Genomic DNA, 14,028 nt, shown 5'->3' on the forward strand with positions numbered 1-14,028 from the left:
TCCCGCAGACAGGCCGCTCCTTCGAGGCAGGGTCGCGCGACTACCATCCGTCCCGCGCCATGCCAGACCTTTTCGCCCGTCTTCTTCCGTTGCTGCGGCGTGCCGCCATGGGCCTGGCATGTCTTGCGGCGGGCTGTGCCGGCCTGCCGCCGCGGGAGCCCCAGCCGCCCGAGCTGGCGATACCCGTCTCCGCGCAGACCGAGCTCGGCCGCATCGTCGCCCCCTTCAACACCCAGCCCGATGAGCTGTCGGCCGTGCGGCCCTTGCCGCAGGCCAGCTTCGCGCTGGACGCCAGGCTCGAACTGATCCGCCGCGCGCAGGCTTCGCTGGACGTGCAGTCCTACCAGCTCGGCAAGGACAAGACCGGCCTCCTGATCCTGCGCGAGCTGCGCGATGCCGCGCGGCGCGGCGTGCGGGTGCGCCTCTTGCTCGACGACTTCTATACGGGCGGACTCGACCGCCTGCTGCTGGCGCTGGCCGCCGAGCCGAAGGCCGAGGTGCGCCTGTTCAACCCTTTCGTGAACGGGCGCGAGCACACGGCCACGCGCTGGCTGGATTTCTTCACCGACTTCAAGCGGCTCAACCACCGCATGCACAACAAGCTCTTCATCGCGGACGGCGCCATCGCGATCGCGGGCGGGCGCAACCTCGCAGACGAGTACTTCCTGCGCAGCGAAGGCGCGAACTTCATCGACTTCGAGCTGCTGATGGCCGGCCCGGTGGTGCCGCAGTCCGCGCGCATCTTCGACGACTACTGGAACAGCGACGTGGTCTACCCCTTGCAGCGCATGGTGCGCGCGGCCGACCCGACCGAACAACTGGTGGCCGAGTTCGACCTCGCCACCTCGGAGGCCCATGCGCCCTGGCCCGATGCGCCGCCGGAGAGCGACATCCTCAGCGAGCCGCGCCTCGCCGAGCAGCTCGCGCGCGGCGAGCTGCTCTGGATGCGCGCCGAGGCCCAAGCCCTGGCCGACAGCCCGAACAAGGCGCTCGGCACCCGGCCGCCCGGCATGGAGACGCTGGCGCGCCGCTGGTACGCCACGATGGCGACTGCCAAGTCGCAAGTGCTGGTGATCTCGCCCTACTTCATCCCCGGCGACGAGGGCATGGAGCGGATCCGCGCCGCCCGCGCGCGCGGCCTGCGCATCACCATCATCACCAACTCGCTGGCCGACAGCGACGAACCGCTGGTCAACGTCAACTACAACCGCTTTCGCGTCGCGCTGCTTCAGACCGGCGTGGAACTGCTCGAGGTCAGCACGCAGCAGTTGAAGCGCAACACGCAGATCCGCCGCCTGCTGCGCCAGGCCCGCGGCCGCCTGCATGCCAAGCTGGCCCTGATCGACCGCGAGTGGGTGCTGCTCGGCTCGATGAACCTCGATCCGCGCTCCGAGCGGCTCAACACCGAGTTCGGCGTGCGCGTGCACAGCTTCGAGCTCACGCAGGCGCTGCTCTATGCCTACCTGCTGGACGACATCGAGGGCGTCTACCGCGTGGTCCTCAAGCCCGACGGCCAGAGCGTGCAATGGGTGGGCACCGGAGACGAGACCAACGAGGTGCTCGACGACGAGCCCGACTCGAGCATGCTGACGCGGCTGCAGTTGCTGCTGTTCTCGTGGTTTGTACCGACCGACCAGCTCTAAACAAAGCCCCTTCTCCTGCCGATATTCATCCGTACTCCCTCCACCAACTGCGGAGATCGAAGATGAATACATCGCTCGCCGGGGCCTCGGCCTCGCTGGACCTGGCCAGCCTGAGACGACAGGCCGACTCGTGGATGATGGGCGCGCTGACCCTGGGGTGCCTGATGGCCGCAGGCCTCGGTTTCGTCCAGGGGAGCTTCGGACCGGCGCTGGGCGCCGCTGGCCTGCTCATGGCGGTCGGCCTCGCGCTCCATGCGCTCGCGCGCGGCACCCTGTTGGCGCGCTGCACGTTCCCGGTACTGCTGATGGCCACCGTGGCGCTGCAGATCCAGCTCGGCATGGGGCGCGTCGAATACCACTTCGGCGTCTTCGTCACGCTGGCCTTTCTCCTCCTCTACCGCGACTGGAAGCCGCTGGTCATCGGCGCCGGCGCGATCGCCGTGCACCACGTGGCCTTCGACCGCCTGCAGGCGCTGGGCTTTCCGGTCTACTGCACGACCGAGCCGGACTTCGCGATCGTGCTGCTGCACGCCGGCTACGTGGTGGTGCAGACCGGCTTCGAGATCCTGATCGGCGAGCGCATGCGCCGCGATGCGGTCCAGGGGCACGAGCTGCACCAGCTGGTCAGTCGGCTGGAACAGGGCGAACGCCTCGCGCTCGACGGCGTGAACATCGAAGCGCGTTCGCCGGCCGCGCGCCTGCTGCAATCGGCGCTGCAACGCATCGCCGGCGCGATCGGCCATGTGGACCATGCGTCGAGCACCATCGGCACGGCCGCGCTCGAGATCGCAAGCGGGCAGCAGGATTTGTCGAAGCGAACCGAGTCCACCGCCTCCAGCCTGCAGCAGACCTCGGCCTCGATGCACCAGCTCACCGAGACCGTGCAGCAGAACGCCGATGCCGTGCGCCAGGCCCACGCGCTCGTGGGCTCGGCCGCGCAGGCCGCCACGCGCGGCGGCGCGGTGGTGGGCCAGGTGGTCGCCAACATGGACGAGATCACGGCCGCGTCGAAGAAGATCGGCGACATCATCGGCGTGATTGACGGCATCGCCTTCCAGACCAACATCCTCGCGCTCAATGCCGCGGTCGAGGCGGCGCGCGCGGGCGAACAGGGCCGCGGCTTCGCGGTGGTGGCGGCGGAGGTGCGCAACCTCGCGCAGCGCAGCGCGCAGGCCGCGCGCGAGATCAAGGGCCTGATCGGCGACTCGGTGCTGCGCGTGGCCTCGGGCGCTCAGCTGGTCGAGGATGCGGGACGCACGATGGCCGAGATCGTCGCCGCCGTGGAACGCGTGACGGGCCTGATGGCCGAGCTCAATGCCTCCACGGCCGAGCAAAGCGACAGCATCGGCCAGGTGACCCAGGCCATCTCCCAGCTCGACCAGATGACGCAGCAGAACTCCAGCCTGGTCGAGCAATCGGCCGCAGCCTCGCGGTCGCTGCGCGAGCAGGCGACGGGGCTGGCCGAAGTGGTGAAGGTGTTCATGCTCAGGCCAGCGGGATCTGCGTCGTCGACAGCACCTGCTTGATCACAATGAAGGACCGGATCTGCCGCACGCCTGGCAGGTAGAGCAGCTGCTCGGCGTGCAGCCGGTTGAAGCTCTCGCTGTCGGCGGTGCGCACCAGCATGAAGTAGTCGAACTCGCCGGTCACGACGTGGCACTCCATGCAGCCGGAGATCTTCACCGCGGCCTTCTCGAAGTCGCTGAAGGATTCGGGCGTCGAGCGGTCGAGCACCACGCCGATCATCACCAGCATGCCGGCGCCGAGCGCCTGCGGATTCAGGAGCGCGACCGTGGCGCCGATCATTCCCGAGCGCTTCAGACGCTCGACGCGGCGCAGGCAGGCCGGCGGGCTCAGATGGACCTTGGCGGCCAGCGCCACGTTGGAGATCGAGGCATCGCGCTGCAGTGCCCGAAGAATCGATTTGTCGGTGCGATCGAGCAGAGACGCCGCTTCCGGCGCGCTACGAACTTTTGTTGCTTGATTTCTGGCCATCGTGAAATGAAACGCTGACGAACTGATCAGCAGGATGCTCATGGTGCGTTGAAAGCCAAGTTTTCACAACCCTGTGAACCGCACTTCTTCCTACGATGGCCCCATCGCCGCACCCAAGGAGCATCGCCATGAACCTGAGCCGCTACCCCCGTTATCCGCTGACCTTCGGCCCCACGCCGATCCACCCGCTCAAGCGCCTGAGCGCACACCTGGGCGGCAGGGTCGATCTCTATGCCAAGCGCGAGGACTGCAACAGCGGCCTGGCCTTCGGCGGCAACAAGACGCGCAAGCTCGAGTACCTGATTCCCGAGGCGCTGGCCCAGGGCTGCGACACGCTGGTGTCCATCGGCGGCATCCAGTCGAACCAGACGCGCCAGGTCGCCGCCGTGGCCGCGCACCTGGGGCTCAAGTGCGTGCTGGTGCAGGAGAACTGGGTCAACTATTCGGATGCCGTCTACGACCGCGTGGGCAACATCGAGATGTCGCGCATCCTCGGTGCCGATGTGCGCCTGGACGCGGCCGGCTTCGACATCGGCATCCGCCCGAGCTGGGAGCAGGCCATGGACGATGTGCGCAAGGCCGGCGGCAAGCCCTTCCCGATTCCGGCCGGCTGCTCCGAGCATCCTTTCGGCGGGCTGGGCTTCGTCGGCTTCGCCGAAGAGGTGCGCGCACAGGAGGCCGAACTGGGCTTCAAGTTCGACTACATCGTGGTCTGCTCGGTCACCGGCAGCACGCAGGCCGGCATGGTGGTCGGCTTCGCGGCCGACGGCCGCGCCGACCGCGTCATCGGCATCGACGCATCGGCCAAGCCCGAGCAGACGCGGGCGCAGATCCTGCGCATCGCGCGCAGCACCGCCGAGCTCGTCGGGCTGGGCCGCGACATCACCGAACAGGACGTGATTCTCGACACGCGCTACGGCGGCCCCGAATACGGGCTTCCCAACGAAGGCACGCTGGAAGCCATCCGTCTCTGCGCGCGGCAGGAAGGCATGCTGACCGACCCGGTGTACGAGGGCAAGTCGATGCACGGAATGATCGACAGGGTGCGCCGTGGAGAGTTCGCACCGGGCTCGAAGGTGCTCTATGCCCACCTGGGCGGCGTGCCGGCGCTCAATGCCTACAGCTTCCTGTTCCGCAACGGCTGAGCGCTCACTCGGGCCGGATGTCGAGCTCGCGCACGGTCCGGCTCCAGCGCTCCACGTCCTTCTGCACCAGCGCACGCGTGTCGGCGACCGAAAGCGCGAGCGGCTTGCCGCCGGCCTTGCGGAAGGTCTCGGTCACCTCCGGCATCGCGATCACGCGTGCGAGTTCGGCTCGCAAGCGCTCCAGAATGGCGGGCGGCGTCTTCGCCGGCGCGAACAGGCCGAACCACGATTCCAGTTCCAGCGGCGCCGCGCCGGTCTGCGCGATGGTCGGGATGTCCGGCTGCGTCGGGATGCGCGCCGCACCGGAAACCGCGAGCGCGCGCACCGTGCCGGCATCGATCTGGGTGCGCGCGGTCGACGAGAGATCGAAGAACAGATCGACGCGGCCGCCGATCAGGTCCTGGTAGGCCGCCTGTGCGCCGCGGTAGGGCACGTGGGTCAGCTCCACGCCCGCCGCATGCCACAGCGCCGCGGCAATCACGTGCTGGCCCGAGCCGTTGCCGGCCGATGCGTAGTTGAGCTTCTTCGGGTTGGCCTTGGCGTAGCCGATCACTTCCTTCAGCGTGGCTTGCGGCAGGTCCTTGCGCGCCATCAGCGTGTAGCTGTAGGCCACGGCCAGGCCCAGCGGCTCGAAGTCGCGCAGGCTGTCATAGGGCAGGTTGCGATACATGCCCATGTTCAAGGCCAGGTTCGATACCGAGCCCAGCAGCAGCGTGTAGCCGTCGGCCGACGCCTTGGCGACCAGGTCGGTGCCGACGACCGTGCCCGAGCCCGGCCGGTTCTCGACCACCACCGGCTGGCCCAGTTGCTTGCCCAGGCGGTCGGCCAGCGTGCGGGCGACGAAGTCGAAGCCGCCGCCTGCCGGCTGGGGCACGACGATGCGCAGCGGATGGTCGGGGTAGCCGCCCTGCGCGATGGCAGCGCATGCGGTGAAGGCCAGCGCGGCGCCGAGCGCCGCGCGGCGGGTGAGGCAATGGTCCATGGCGCGCTGCCGGGCTCAGCGCTCGAGCGCACCGCCGGCCAGCCACGCGGTGCCGCGGCGGTACAGCGCCTCGACCGCCTCGCCCTTCAGCATCGGCATGTCGAGCTTGACCGTGTAACCGATGCGGGTCTGGATGTAGGCGAGATGGCGATAGCCCTCGGGAAACTTCGCCAGCGCTTCGGCATCGAGCTCGACGGTTGCGGCCGAGTCGACGGGATCGATACGGTCCTTCTCGTAGATCGGCTGCCGATGCAGCAGCCTCCATTCGCCGTCATGCTTGACGATGAAGTCGTAGAAGCGGCCGGTGCACACCACGTCGCAGAGCACGCCCTCGACCATGCCGCGCTGCGAGATGGTCATCTTGGTCTGCGCGATGGCGCGCTCGCCCGCCACCTCGATGGCCGAGCCGCCCAGGAAGTGCAGGATGCTCACGCCCTTGGCCCAACCCTCCTGCGTGACGCGGATGAACTCGCGGAACGGGCCCTGGAACCAGGTGGCCATCATCACGCCCTCGGGATGCCACACGGTGGCGAAGCGCTCCCAGTCGCCGGCGTCGCGCCAGACCGCCCAGCGCTCGACCAGCCGGCGGATCAGGAGTTCCTGCTGCAGTGTCTCGTCCATGTCGTCTCCTTGGTGGCGCCGGAGTTTGCGCAAGGCGGCCGGCCGGCGCAAGGACGCGAGCGGAAATCAGTTTTCCGGGCCTGCACAGCCGTGGCGCGTGCAAGGCCGACGCCGGATAACGCAAGCCGCCTACAGCCAATTTCGCTGGCGCTGGCAGCATCCCCCGGCCAACTTTGGAGGTCTGCGTGCATCTGGATGAATGTTTTGCAATGATCGCCCGGCTGAGTCCCAACGCCGCGAAGCTCGCGGCGCGCATGCTGCGCAAGGATCCAGCGGCGCCGGCGGAATGGGCCTTCGCGCTCGAGGTCGGCCTGGCGGACCGCGCCCAAGGCTCGGATCCATTGACGACGGACGATCTGCTGCTGATCGCCATGGACAAGGATCCGAAGCATTTCCCGGCCGGCCCCGCGGCCGAGTACAGCGCGCAGCAGGTGCAGGCCATGGAGTTCGTCCGGGCAGTGCGGCGCAAAGGCCCTTATCCCGTTTCGGCCGCCTCCGCCCTGGGGGGCGATCTGCTCGCCGCTCCTCGATGAAGTCGATGCAGGCGCTCGACGGGAAGAAGCGCTGACAGGCCGCTACAGGGCAGCTTCGGTCGACATGCGCTCGGCCGCGGCGGCCCGCAGGCATCGCATCAGTTGCTCGGTAGCCGGCGTCGGGTTGCGCCCGTGCATCGTGATCATGCCAACCGGCGGCAGCTCGATCGGGACCGGCAGCCTGAGCGCCTTGACGAGGCCCTCGCCTTCGAAATGCCGCGCCACGCCGAGCGCAAGAAAGCCGGCCGCGGATCGCTCCCGGATGCAGCTGAGCGTCACGAGAAAGGATGCCGTCTCGACGATGTCCACAGGCGGCACCAGGCGATGCTTGTAGAACATCTGCTCGAGCTTCATGCGCGACGACGCCCAGGGCGGAGGCACCACCCACGGCAGTTGGACAAGCTGGCGCCAGGTCGGCCTGGCGGCGGACGCCAGTTCATGGTCGGGCCGCACCACGACGCACATGGGCTCGGCGTACAAGGCTTCGGTTTTCAGGTCCGGCGCCGCATACCCCGGCTCGAGCCGCCCGACGAAGAGATCCAGCTCGCCGACGCGCAAGCGCGGCAGCAGGCGGGTGAGATCTCCCTCCTCGATCATGACGGTGGTCTGTGTCGAACGCTCCTTCAGCAACGCGACGGCACGCATCAGCAAGGAGGGCGTGGCGACCACCATGGCGCCGACGCTGGTCCGGCCTGCCGCGCCGCTCGCCACGGCAGCGATCTCGTCGCGCGTGCGGCCGTAGTCGGCCAGCACCGACCGCGCGAATCGCACCACGGCCGATCCGTAGGCGGTCGGTTCCGTCCCGCGTGTCGAACGCACGAAGAGTTCGAGGTCGAACATGCGTTCGATCTCCGCCAGCGTCTTCGATACCGCCGGCTGAGTGACCGACAGGAATTCGGCCGCACGGCCGAGATGGCGGAACTCGTCGAGCGACACCAGCAACTGCAGATGCCGCAGCTTCAGGTTGGAGCGAAGCACGCGATCGATGGCAGGCATCGTTCATAACCCAATAGGAAAGAAGAGAGTCGGTAACTTCATTGGATTGTAATGATGAGACCCTGAACAATCGGCGCTTCCCACGATGCAATCAGGAGACAAGACAATGCGATCCAATCGCCGCCAGTTCATGCTGGGCAGCCTCGGCGCCGCCATGCTTCCATTCGCCGCCACGCACGCTGTCGCGGCCGGCTACCCCGATCGTCCCGTCACCTTCATCTGCCCCTGGCCCGCCGGCGGCACTGCGGACGTGACCATGCGCGCGCTGTGCACCGCCGCGGCCAGGGAGCTCGGGCAGTCGGTCGTGGTGGACAACAAGGCCGGCGCCTCCGGGATGATCGGCCTGAAGGCGCTGGCGAGCGCCAAGCCCGACGGCTACACGATCGGCCAGATCCCGATCTCGGTGACGCGCTTTTCGCAGCTCGGCATGGTGCAGGTCGATCCCCTCAAGGACCTCAGCTACATCGCGCGCGTTTCGGGCCAGACCTTCGGCATCGCGGTGCGTGCCGAAGCGCCCTGGAAGACGCTCAAGGACCTGGTGGCCGACGCCAAGGCCAACCCCGACAAGATCACCTACGGCACCGCCGGCCTGGGCGGCGCGACGCATGTCGGCATGGAGGAGTTCGCCATCGCCGCCGGCGTGAAGTTCAACGCCATTCCCTTCAAGGGCGGTGCGGAGGCGCTGCAGGCGCTGATGGGCGGCCACGTCGATGTGCTGGCCGATTCCAGCTCCTGGGCGCCCCATGTCAAGTCGGGCAAGCTGCGCCTCCTGGCCACGTGGGGCGAGCAGCGCACGACGGAGTTCAAGGACGCGCCCACTTTGAAAGAGGCCGGCTACAACGTCGTGGTGGATGCACCCAACGGCATCGGCGCGCCGAAGGGCCTGCCCGCGGACGTCGCCGCCCGGCTGCGCGCGGCCTTCAAGGTCGCCGTCGCGAGTCCGGAATTCGCCGCCGCCTGCGCCAGGATCGACGCGCCGCTCATGTACCTCGACGCGCCGGACTACGAGAAATACGTGAGCGCCAGCGTGGCCAAGGAAAAGTTGCTCATCGAGAGGCTCAAGCTCAAGGAGCTGATGAGCAAGAACTGAGGCGAACCCGCCAGGAGATCTGCATGACCGCTGTTGCCACCGCTGCCGTCGCCGCCCCTTCGCCGCTCATCCGGCTGCACGAGAACGACAACGTGCTGATCGCCCGCGCCCCCATCGCGCTGGGCCAGGCATTGCCGGAGCTGGGCCTGCGCGTGCGCGCGCAGGTGCCTGCCGGCCACAAAATCGCGGCGAGCCGGATCGCCGCCGGCGAGAAGGTCAGGAAGTACGACACCGTCATCGGCGCAGCCATGCGCGACATCGAGCCCGGCGAGCACGTGCACACGCACAACCTCGAGCTGGTCGACTTCGACTGCGACCCGGGCTTCTGCGAGGACGTGCGCCCCGTCGACTACGTCCCGGAGGCCGAGCGCGCCACGTTCATGGGCATCGTGCGCCCGGACGGCAGCGTCGCCACGCGCAACTTCGTCGGCCTGATCTCGTCGGTCAATTGCTCGGCCACCGTCATCAAGCAGATCGCCGCCCACTTCACGCCGGAGCGCCTGGCGCCGTACCCGAATGTCGACGGCGTGGTGGCCTTCGCGCAGACCAGCGGCTGCGGCATGTCGTCGCCGAGCGAGCACTTCGACGTGCTGCGCCGGACCATTGCCGGCTATGCGCGCCATCCGAACCTCGCCGGCGTGCTGATCGTCGGCCTCGGCTGCGAACGCAACCAGGTCGCCGACCTCGTGGCATCGCAGGGTCTCGTGCCCGGCCCGCATGTGCGAACCTTCGTGATGCAGGACACCGGCGGCACCCGCGCCACCATCGCCGCGGGCATTGCGGCCATCGAGTCCATGCTGCCCGCCGCGAACGACGTGAAGCGCCAGCCGGTCAGCGCGGCGCACCTGAAGATCGGCCTGGAATGCGGCGGCTCGGACGGCTTCTCCGGCATCACCGCCAATCCGGCGCTGGGCGCGGCGATGGACATCCTGGTGCGCCACGGCGGCACCGCCATCCTCTCGGAGACCCCGGAAATCCATGGCGTGGAGTTCATGCTCACGCGCCGCGCCGTGAGCCCGGCAGTGGGGCAGAAACTGCTCGACCGCCTCGCCTGGTGGGAGGAGTACACACGCGGCCACAACGGGCAGTTCAATGGCGTTGTGGGCCCCGGCAACCAGGCCGGCGGGCTGGCCAACATCTTCGAGAAGTCCCTCGGGTCTGCGATGAAGGGCGGCACCACGCCGCTGCAGGCGGTGTACGAATATGCCGAGACTATCGACAAGTCCGGCTTCGTGTTCATGGACTCGCCCGGCTACGACCCGGTCGCCTCGACCGGCCAGATCGCCAGCGGCGCAAACCTGATCTGCTTCACGACCGGCCGCGGCTCGATGTTCGGCTCCAAGCCGTCGCCGACCATCAAGCTCGCGAGCAACACGGCCATGTTCACCCGTCTCGAGGACGACATGGACATCAACTGCGGCCTGATCCTGGACGGCGAACTCGACGTGCAGCAGATGGGCGAGCGCATCTTCCAGCACATCCTGCGCGCCGCTTCGGGTGAACCGACCAAGAGCGAGTTGCTGGGCCTGGGCGATCACGAGTTCGTGCCCTGGCACATGGGCATCGTGAGCTGAGCCTTCCTTCGTTAGCCGAACCCACCGATTCCCGGAACCATGCCCCTGACGCTTTCCCAACCCGGCCTGCTGCGCAGCGCCAATTACATTGCCGGCGAGTGGCGCGCCGCCACCGGCCGCACGCTCGACGTGACGGATCCCGCCACCGGAGGACGGATCGCCCAGGTGCCGGACAGCGGCGCCGATGAGGCGCGCGCCGCCGTCGACGCCGCGCACAGCGCGTTCGCCGCCTGGCGCAAGGTTCCCGCCAAGCAGCGCTCGCAGATCATCAAGCGCTGGAACGACCTCGTGATGGCGAACCAGGACGACCTGGGGCGCCTGGTCTCGCGCGAGCAGGGCAAGCCGCTGGCGGAGGGAAAGGGCGAGATCGCCTACGCCGCCAGCTACATCGAGTGGTTCGCCGAAGAGGCCGTGCGCGCCAACGGCGACGTCATTCCCGCCCCGCTGCCGGGGCGCCGCATGTTCGCGCTCAGGGAGCCGGTGGGCGTGGTCGCTGCGATCACGCCGTGGAATTTTCCCGCCGCGATGATCGCGCGCAAGATCGCCCCGGCGCTGGCCGCCGGCTGCACCGTGGTCTGCAAGCCGGCCGAGGACACGCCGCTGACCTCGCTGGCGCTGGTTGCGCTGGCCGAACAGGCCGGCGTGCCGCCCGGCGTGCTCAACATCGTCACCGCCTCGCGCGAACGCACGCCCGAGGTGGTGGACGTCTGGCTGGACGACCCGCGCGTGCGCAAGATCACCTTCACCGGCTCCACGCCGGTGGGCAAGCACCTCGCCCGTCGTTCGGCCGACACGCTGAAGAAGCTGTCCCTGGAGCTGGGCGGCAACGCGCCCTTCATCGTGTTCGAGGATGCCGACCTCGATGCTGCGGTCGAAGGGCTGATGGCCGCCAAGTTCCGCAACGGCGGACAGACCTGCGTGTGCCCCAACCGCGTGTTCGTGCACAGCAGCGTGCACGACGCCTTCGCCGACAAGCTCGGCGCGCGCGTCGCGGCGCTCAAGGTCGGGCCCGCCACCGATGCCGCCTCGCAGATCGGCCCGATGATCAATGTCCGCGCGGTCGAGAAGATCGAGCGCCATGTCCGCGACGCCGTCGCCCGGGGCGCGCGCGTGCTCGCCGGCGGCGAGCGCCTGGCGGCGCTGGGACCCCACTACTACGCGCCCACGGTGCTCGTCGACGTCGACGCGACGATGGCCTGCGCCTGCGAGGAAACCTTCGGGCCCGTGGCACCGATCACGCGCTTCGACACCGAGGCGGACGTGATCGCGCAGGCCAACGACACGCCGTTCGGATTGGCCGCGTACTTCTACTCGCAAGACCTGCGTCGCATCTGGCGCGTGGCCGATGCGCTGGAGTCGGGCATCGTCGGCATCAACGAAGGCGCATTGGCCGCCGAGGCCGCGCCCTTCGGCGGCGTGAAGGAGTCGGGCTATGGCCGCGAGGGCTCGGTCCACGGCCTGGACGACTACCTGCACACCAAGTACGTGTGCCAGGGCGGGCTGGACTGAATGGAAGCAACGGTCATGAATAATTCCTTCAAGCACGCACTGCTCGCCAAACAGCCGCAGATCGGTCTCTGGCTGTCGATGGCGCAGCCCTACAGCGCGGAAGTCTGCGCAACCGCCGGCTTCCAGTGGCTGCTGATCGACGGCGAGCATGCACCCAACGATGTGCGCAGCACCCTGGCGCAGCTGCAGGCGGTCGCGGCCTATCCCGGCCAGCCGGTCGTGCGCGCCGTCAGCGGCGACACCGCGCTGATCAAGCAGTTGCTCGACATCGGGGTGCAGAACCTGCTGGTGCCCATGGTCGACACGGCTGCACAGGCGCGCGCGCTGGTGGCGGCCACCCGCTATCCGCCGGAGGGCGTGCGCGGCGTCGGCGCTGCCGTGGCGCGGGCCTCGCGCTGGGGTGCCCGGCGCGACTACCTGGGCGCTGCCAACGACGAGGTCTGCCTGCTGCTGCAGGCCGAGACCGTCACCGCCCTCGACAACCTCGAAGAGATCTGCGCCGTCGACGGGGTGCACGGCGTGTTCATCGGCCCCGCCGACCTGGCGGCGTCGATGGGCCACCGCGGCGCACCGGGGCATCCCGAGGTCCAGGCCGCCATCGACCGCGCCATCCGCACCATCGTCGCGAGCGGCAAGGCGGCCGGCACGCTGACCGCGGACCTCGCGCTGGCACGCAAGTACCTCGAGCTCGGTGCCACCTTCGTGGCGGTCGGCATCGACGTCACGCTGCTCGCACAGGCCGCGCGTCGCCTGGCCGGCGAGTTCGGCCTCGGCACCGAGAGCGCCATGAGCGCCGCCGGCGCATCCGCGTACTGAACATCGACAAGAAGGCAGACACCATGAGCAAGACGCTTCGCATCGCCGCCATTCCGGGCGACGGTATCGGCAAGGAAGTAATGCCCGAGGGCCTGCGCGCCCTCGAGAAGGCCGCGCGCCGCTTCGGCATCGAACTGGCCGTGACGCACATCGACTGGGCCAGTTGCGACTACTACGTCAAGACCGGGCAGATGATGCCCGACGACTGGAAGTCCCGGCTCGAAGGCATGGACGCCGTCTACTTCGGCGCGGTCGGCTGGCCGGACACGGTGCCGGATCACATTTCGCTGTGGGGCTCGTTGCTGAAGTTCCGGCGCGAGTTCGACCAGTACGTGAACCTGCGGCCGGTGCGTCTGTTCGAAGGGGTGCCCGGGCCGCTGGCCGGCCGCAAGCCCGGCGACATCGACTTCTACATCGTGCGCGAGAACACCGAGGGCGAATACACCAATCTCGGTGGCGTGATGTTCGAGGGAACGGAGCGCGAAGTGGTCGTGCAGGAATCGGTGTTCAGCCGCTTCGGCGCCGACCGGGTGCTGAAGTACGCGTTCGACCTCGCGCAGTCCCGGCCGCGCAAGCAGCTCACGGTGGCGACCAAGAGCAACGGCATCGCGATCAGCATGCCGTGGTGGGACGGTCGCGCGGACGCGGTCGGCAGCGGCTATCCCGAAGTGAAGGTGGACAAGCAGCATATCGACATCCTGTCGGCGCGCTTCGTGCTGCAGCCGCAGCGCTTCGACGTGGTGGTGGCCAGCAACCTGTTCGGCGACATCCTGTCCGACCTGGGACCGGCCTGCACCGGCACGATCGGCCTGGCGCCGTCGGCCAATCTCAATCCGGACCGCAAGTTTCCTTCGTTGTTCGAGCCGGTTCACGGGTCTGCGCCCGACATCTACGGCAAGGGCATTGCCAACCCGGTGGCGATGATCTGGTCGGGCGCGCTGATGCTCGATTTCCTCGGACATCGCGAAGCGCACGATGCGATCGTGCGAGCCATCGAGCAAGTGCTGGCGGCGGGCCCGCGCACGGGCGACTTGGGCGGCAAGGCGACGACGATCGAGATGGGTGAGGCGATCAGCGCGCTGATCTGAAGGCCCTCGTCGCGGCCTGCCGGCGTCGGCGGGTCG

At 68.5% G+C, this 14,028-nt stretch carries 13 protein-coding genes; 9 read left to right on the forward strand and 4 right to left on the reverse strand.

Annotated features, from left to right (window positions below; genetic code table 11):
• Window positions 1-59: 59 nt before the first annotated feature.
• Window positions 60-1,643, forward strand: coding sequence for a phospholipase D family protein (locus tag ACSQ9A_RS22350; RefSeq protein WP_436305216.1), 1,584 nt, complete (start codon window positions 60-62; stop codon window positions 1,641-1,643).
• A gap of 62 nt (window positions 1,644-1,705) precedes the next feature.
• Window positions 1,706-3,169 (forward strand): methyl-accepting chemotaxis protein, encoded by a 1,464-nt coding sequence (locus tag ACSQ9A_RS22355; protein ID WP_436305217.1) that lies wholly within the window; start codon window positions 1,706-1,708, stop codon window positions 3,167-3,169.
• Here the strand turns inward: ACSQ9A_RS22355 and ACSQ9A_RS22360 are convergent.
• Entirely contained in the window at window positions 3,129-3,638 is a 510-nt protein-coding gene (locus ACSQ9A_RS22360) for an Lrp/AsnC family transcriptional regulator (protein ID WP_436305218.1), read from the reverse strand. The genes ACSQ9A_RS22355 and ACSQ9A_RS22360 overlap by 41 nt on opposite strands.
• A 128-nt stretch (window positions 3,639-3,766) precedes the next feature.
• On the opposite strand from ACSQ9A_RS22360, the gene ACSQ9A_RS22365 reads away from it, so the two are divergent.
• Entirely contained in the window at window positions 3,767-4,783 is a 1,017-nt protein-coding gene (locus ACSQ9A_RS22365; RefSeq protein WP_436305219.1) for a 1-aminocyclopropane-1-carboxylate deaminase, read from the forward strand.
• A 4-nt stretch (window positions 4,784-4,787) separates the two neighbouring features.
• Here the strand turns inward: ACSQ9A_RS22365 and ACSQ9A_RS22370 are convergent, their stop codons facing one another.
• Both ACSQ9A_RS22370 and ACSQ9A_RS22375 read right to left on the reverse strand, forming a co-directional pair.
• Window positions 4,788-5,765 carry a Bug family tripartite tricarboxylate transporter substrate binding protein gene (locus ACSQ9A_RS22370; protein WP_436305220.1) on the reverse strand — a complete coding sequence of 326 codons (978 nt, stop codon included), beginning with the start codon at window positions 5,763-5,765 and terminating at the stop codon, window positions 4,788-4,790.
• A 15-nt stretch (window positions 5,766-5,780) separates the two neighbouring features.
• Window positions 5,781-6,386 (reverse strand): nuclear transport factor 2 family protein, encoded by a 606-nt coding sequence (locus ACSQ9A_RS22375; protein ID WP_436305221.1) that lies wholly within the window; start codon window positions 6,384-6,386, stop codon window positions 5,781-5,783.
• Between the two features lie 209 nt (window positions 6,387-6,595).
• Here ACSQ9A_RS22375 and ACSQ9A_RS22380 point away from each other — a divergent pair, with 209 nt between their 5' ends.
• Window positions 6,596-6,919, forward strand: a complete 324-nt coding sequence (locus ACSQ9A_RS22380) for a hypothetical protein (protein WP_093105525.1) — start codon at window positions 6,596-6,598, stop codon at window positions 6,917-6,919.
• A gap of 42 nt (window positions 6,920-6,961) precedes the next feature.
• Here ACSQ9A_RS22380 and ACSQ9A_RS22385 read toward each other — a convergent pair whose 3' ends face one another.
• Window positions 6,962-7,915, reverse strand: coding sequence for a LysR substrate-binding domain-containing protein (locus tag ACSQ9A_RS22385; RefSeq protein WP_436293262.1), 954 nt, complete (start codon window positions 7,913-7,915; stop codon window positions 6,962-6,964).
• A 106-nt stretch (window positions 7,916-8,021) separates the two neighbouring features.
• Here ACSQ9A_RS22385 and ACSQ9A_RS22390 point away from each other — a divergent pair, with 106 nt between their 5' ends.
• Genes ACSQ9A_RS22390 through ACSQ9A_RS22410 form a run of 5 tightly spaced genes read left to right on the forward strand, consistent with a single transcriptional unit; the run spans window position 8,022 to window position 13,992 of the window.
• Entirely contained in the window at window positions 8,022-9,005 is a 984-nt protein-coding gene (locus tag ACSQ9A_RS22390; protein WP_436305222.1) for a Bug family tripartite tricarboxylate transporter substrate binding protein, read from the forward strand.
• Between the two features lie 23 nt (window positions 9,006-9,028).
• A complete protein-coding gene (locus tag ACSQ9A_RS22395) occupies window positions 9,029-10,579 on the forward strand; it encodes a UxaA family hydrolase (protein ID WP_436305223.1) in 1,551 nt (516 codons plus the stop codon).
• Between the two features lie 39 nt (window positions 10,580-10,618).
• Window positions 10,619-12,088 carry an NAD-dependent succinate-semialdehyde dehydrogenase gene (locus ACSQ9A_RS22400; protein ID WP_436305224.1) on the forward strand — a complete coding sequence of 490 codons (1,470 nt, stop codon included), beginning with the start codon at window positions 10,619-10,621 and terminating at the stop codon, window positions 12,086-12,088.
• Between the two features lie 15 nt (window positions 12,089-12,103).
• Window positions 12,104-12,904 (forward strand): 4-hydroxy-2-oxoheptanedioate aldolase, encoded by an 801-nt coding sequence (gene hpaI / locus ACSQ9A_RS22405; protein ID WP_093105511.1) that lies wholly within the window; start codon window positions 12,104-12,106, stop codon window positions 12,902-12,904.
• Window positions 12,905-12,927: 23 nt separating this feature from the next.
• On the forward strand, window positions 12,928-13,992 hold the full coding sequence (locus ACSQ9A_RS22410; RefSeq protein ID WP_436305225.1) for a tartrate dehydrogenase: 1,065 nt from the start codon (window positions 12,928-12,930) through the stop codon (window positions 13,990-13,992).
• Window positions 13,993-14,028 lie beyond the last annotated feature (36 nt).

Source organism: Variovorax sp. LjRoot290, assembly GCF_964253985.1.
GTDB lineage: Bacteria > Pseudomonadota > Gammaproteobacteria > Burkholderiales > Burkholderiaceae_C > Variovorax.

What these genes read in the sequence shown, in the direction of transcription:
- ACSQ9A_RS22370 (WP_436305220.1), bottom strand. Translation starts at nt 5,765, where the DNA reads ATGGACCATTGCCTCACCCGCCGCGCGGCGCTCGGCGCCGCGCTGGCC.
- ACSQ9A_RS22375 (WP_436305221.1), bottom strand. Translation starts at nt 6,386, where the DNA reads ATGGACGAGACACTGCAGCAGGAACTCCTGATCCGCCGGCTGGTCGAG.
- ACSQ9A_RS22350 (WP_436305216.1), top strand. Translation starts at nt 60, where the DNA reads ATGCCAGACCTTTTCGCCCGTCTTCTTCCGTTGCTGCGGCGTGCCGCC.
- hpaI (WP_093105511.1), top strand. Translation starts at nt 12,104, where the DNA reads ATGAATAATTCCTTCAAGCACGCACTGCTCGCCAAACAGCCGCAGATC.
- ACSQ9A_RS22390 (WP_436305222.1), top strand. Translation starts at nt 8,022, where the DNA reads ATGCGATCCAATCGCCGCCAGTTCATGCTGGGCAGCCTCGGCGCCGCC.
- ACSQ9A_RS22400 (WP_436305224.1), top strand. Translation starts at nt 10,619, where the DNA reads ATGCCCCTGACGCTTTCCCAACCCGGCCTGCTGCGCAGCGCCAATTAC.
- ACSQ9A_RS22355 (WP_436305217.1), top strand. Translation starts at nt 1,706, where the DNA reads ATGAATACATCGCTCGCCGGGGCCTCGGCCTCGCTGGACCTGGCCAGC.
- ACSQ9A_RS22380 (WP_093105525.1), top strand. Translation starts at nt 6,596, where the DNA reads ATGATCGCCCGGCTGAGTCCCAACGCCGCGAAGCTCGCGGCGCGCATG.
- ACSQ9A_RS22360 (WP_436305218.1), bottom strand. Translation starts at nt 3,638, where the DNA reads ATGGCCAGAAATCAAGCAACAAAAGTTCGTAGCGCGCCGGAAGCGGCG.
- ACSQ9A_RS22395 (WP_436305223.1), top strand. Translation starts at nt 9,029, where the DNA reads ATGACCGCTGTTGCCACCGCTGCCGTCGCCGCCCCTTCGCCGCTCATC.
- ACSQ9A_RS22410 (WP_436305225.1), top strand. Translation starts at nt 12,928, where the DNA reads ATGAGCAAGACGCTTCGCATCGCCGCCATTCCGGGCGACGGTATCGGC.
- ACSQ9A_RS22365 (WP_436305219.1), top strand. Translation starts at nt 3,767, where the DNA reads ATGAACCTGAGCCGCTACCCCCGTTATCCGCTGACCTTCGGCCCCACG.
- ACSQ9A_RS22385 (WP_436293262.1), bottom strand. Translation starts at nt 7,915, where the DNA reads ATGCCTGCCATCGATCGCGTGCTTCGCTCCAACCTGAAGCTGCGGCAT.